Annotated in this window: 1 protein-coding gene; it reads left to right on the top strand. The window is 73.8% G+C overall.

The window, feature by feature from the left end; all coding sequences use genetic code 11:
* Positions 1-1,188: S8 family serine peptidase (locus tag AB0M20_RS44720; protein ID WP_364307686.1), on the top strand; the 1,188-nt coding region annotated here is incomplete at both ends.

Below are 1,188 nucleotides of genomic sequence, written 5' to 3'. Positions count from 1 at the left end.
ATGTGAGCGTGCCGCAGATCGGCGCGCCGGCGGCCTGGCAGCAGGGCCTGGACGGCACCGGTGTGACGGTCGCGTTGCTGGACTCCGGCATTGACGCGACCCATCCCGACTTCGCGGGCAAGCTGGCCGCGGTGCAGAACTTCACCACGGCCGGCTCCGCCGATGACACCGTTGGCCATGGCACGCACGTCGCCTCGATCATCGCCGGCTCCGGTGCGAAGTCCGGCGGCAGGTACCGGGGGGTGGCGCCGGGCGCGAAGCTGGCGATCGGCAAGGTGTGCGAGACCGATTTCTGCGACGAGTCGGCGATCCTGGCCGGCATGCAGTGGGCGGCGCCGATCGCGCCGGTGGTCAACCTGAGTCTGGGCGGCGGCGACGCGCCCGGCCTCGACCCGGTGGAGCAGGCGGTCGAGGACCTCACCGCCGCGCACGACACGCTGTTCGTGATCGCGGCCGGTAACGCCGGCGGGACCGCGACGGTCGGCTCGCCGGGCAGCGCCGATTCGGCGCTGGCGGTGGGCGCGGTCGATGACGAGGATCAGCTCGCTGATTTCTCCAGCCGCGGCCCGCGGGTCGGCGACGACGCGATCAAGCCGGACATTACCGCGCCGGGTGTCGACATCGTCGCGGCCCGCGCCGCGAACGGCTTCATCGGCACCCCGGTCGAGGAGGGGTACACCAGCCTGTCCGGCACGTCGATGGCCACCCCGCATGTGGCCGGCGCGGCCGCGATCGTGGCGCAGCAGCACCCGGGCTGGTCGGCCCGGCAGCGTAAGACCCTGCTGATGGGCGCTGCGAAGCCGACCGAGGGGGTGGATCCGTTCGGGCAGGGCGCGGGCCGTGTGGACGTGGCCCGGGTGATCCGCCAGGCGGTGTCGGTGGACGAGGGCAGCGTCAGCTTCGGCCGGCAGCCGTGGCCGCACGACGACGACGTCCCGGTGACCAAGACCGTCACGTACCGCAACGGCGGCGCCGCGGCGATCACCCTGTCGCTGGCTTTGACCGGCGGCGCGGGCGCGTTCACGGTCGCCGCGAGCAGCCTGACCGTCCCGGCCGGTGGCACCGCGACGACCACCGTCACCGCGGACACCCGCGGCGACCGGCCGGACGGCTTCCTGACCGGGCGGCTGGTCGCCACCGGCCCGGGCGACGTCAAGGTAGAGACCCCGGTCGCGGTGAACCGCGAGG

The sequence above is a fragment of the Actinoplanes sp. NPDC051633 genome, from assembly GCF_040681735.1.
Classification (GTDB): Bacteria; Actinomycetota; Actinomycetes; order Mycobacteriales; family Micromonosporaceae; genus Actinoplanes.
The sequence above is the reverse complement of the archived record's forward strand: the minus strand, read 5'-3'. Positions and strand labels throughout refer to the sequence as shown.